Source organism: Paenibacillus forsythiae T98 (assembly GCF_000520735.1).
Taxonomy (GTDB): domain Bacteria; phylum Bacillota; class Bacilli; order Paenibacillales; family Paenibacillaceae; genus Paenibacillus_AQ; species Paenibacillus_AQ forsythiae.
In genome coordinates, this window is the sequence record NZ_ASSC01000520.1 from 1 (window position 1) to 2,050 (window position 2,050).

Genomic DNA, 2,050 nt, shown 5'->3' on the forward strand with positions numbered 1-2,050 from the left:
TGCGTTCGTTCATCGCCTGCTTGCGCAGAAGGTCGTACGCCTCGGCTTCGGGAATATTTTTAGCTTTGGACAGGATGCCTTTCGCCATCTCAATCCATTTTCTTTCTTCGAGACGGGAGAGCAGCTGCTCCTTCTCTTTCATCCATTGCTTCCGTTCAAAGCACTGTTTGGCGCCGAAATGGAGGCTCCAATGGATTTCGTGAGGCTGCATCGACGGGGACAGGATGCCATCCGCCATGATATTGTCCTCACAGGCCGCTGCGGAGAGAGTGGAGGTTTCATCTGTGCACCACCATATAACGGGAGCAGTCTTGCGCGACATGAGCAGATCCGCCCAGTGCTTGAACTCGGTAATCGGCAGGCAGAGGATGGAGGCGTCAACATCGGCAATCAGCGAGACGGCTTCTTCCCGGGAAGCGGCCACTTCAACGATATAGCCGCAGGATCTGAGAAGGAGTTCCGGCTTGGACCAGGCGGCGGTCTTGTCCGGCAAGCTTCCGTTCAGCCTGCTATATACAACCAACAGGGAATGCATAGTCGACGCTCCTTTTTAGGAATAAGATATACAAGCTTCTCGCCTCTAAAAATGATTACAGAAAGTTCTCCATGTTATTTTATATAACACAAAATACGAGGGGGTGTCGATAATTTAAATAATAAAAATTTTATATGTCAAATTTGTTGACGTTTAAGAAATCGTGTTGTATAGTCAGTGTAACAAATTCAATCTTTTACGGATACAATGACGTATCCCGGGAAAAAGCGGCAATGGCGCCTGCTTGCGTGTTCGGCTGAAGAGAGACTTTCTCTCATGCCGGCATGGAGCGGGCTTTTTGTGTTTCCCATAGAGAGGAGAGAGATCAATTGACATCATCCCGTAAAAAACTGGTGCTCGTCGGCAATGGCATGGCAGGTGTTCGCGCAATTGAACATCTGCTGAAGCTGGCTCCCGAAGCTTATGAAATTACGATTTTCGGCGCCGAGCCGCATCCGAACTATAACCGGATCATGCTTTCCTCTGTTCTTGCAGGGGGAACCGATCTATCCGAAATTGTCATTAACGATTATGAGTGGTACAGAAGCCATAATATCACCTTGTATACAGGTCACAAAATCGAGAGTATCGATACGGTGAACAAAAAGGTACGTTCCGACCTCGGGATTGAGACGGCTTACGATGAACTGATTCTGGCAACCGGCTCCGATCCGTTCATGCTTCCTCTTCCGGGCGCGGATAAAGAAGGCGTTATCGCCTTCCGTGATATCAAGGACTGCCAGATTATGATGGAAACCTCGAAATCCTATAAAAAAGCTCTTGTCATCGGCGGAGGACTGCTTGGACTCGAAGCGGCCCGCGGACTGCTGCATCTGGGGATGGAAGTATCCGTCGTCCATATCTCCGATTATATAATGGAAAGACAGCTTGACCGGGCGGCGGCGGCGATGCTGCAAAAGGAACTGGAGGCCCAGGGCATGAAGTTCCTGCTGAGCAAGCAGTCGGAGGCCATTCTTGGCAAAAAGCGCGTCAAAAGCCTGCTCTTCGCCGACGGCAGCTCGGCCGATGCCGATTTGATCGTGATGGCGGTCGGCATCCGGCCAAATACCGCGCTTGCGAAAAAGAGCGGCATCGCCGTAGGCCGCGGCATCGTGGTAGACGATTATATGGAAACCAATATTCCGGGCATCTATGCCATCGGGGAATGCGCCGAGCACCGGGGAATCGCCTACGGCCTGGTCGCTCCGCTGTATGAGCAGGGGGCGGTTCTCGCCAAACGGCTGGCGGGCGTTCAGGGCCAGGGCTACGAAGGCTCGGTTACCTCGACGAAGCTGAAAGTGTCGGGTGTGGATGTCTTCTCCGCCGGGCAGTACGAAGAACCGGCCGGATCGCGCGCGCTCCGCTATCAGGACGAGATCGGCGGAGTCTATAAGAAGCTTGTTATAAGCGAGGATAAGCTGATCGGCGCGGTGCTGTTCGGCGACACGGCCGATGGCGCGCAGCTGTTCTCCCTGATCAAGAGCGGCGAATCGGTTCAGGGCAAAGAACGGTCGC

2 protein-coding genes are annotated in these 2,050 nt (G+C 52.8%); one reads left to right on the forward strand and one right to left on the reverse strand.

The genetic code is table 11. From position 1 onward, the window contains the following. Window positions 1–535: ANTAR domain-containing response regulator (locus L692_RS0116080; RefSeq protein ID WP_025701155.1), on the reverse strand; the 535-nt coding region annotated here is incomplete at its 3' end. 371 nt (window positions 536–906) lie between these two features. Here L692_RS0116080 and L692_RS0116085 point away from each other — a divergent pair. After that, window positions 907–2,050, forward strand: a 1,144-nt coding sequence (locus tag L692_RS0116085) for an FAD-dependent oxidoreductase (protein WP_232238806.1), incomplete at its 3' end; no start/stop codon positions are given.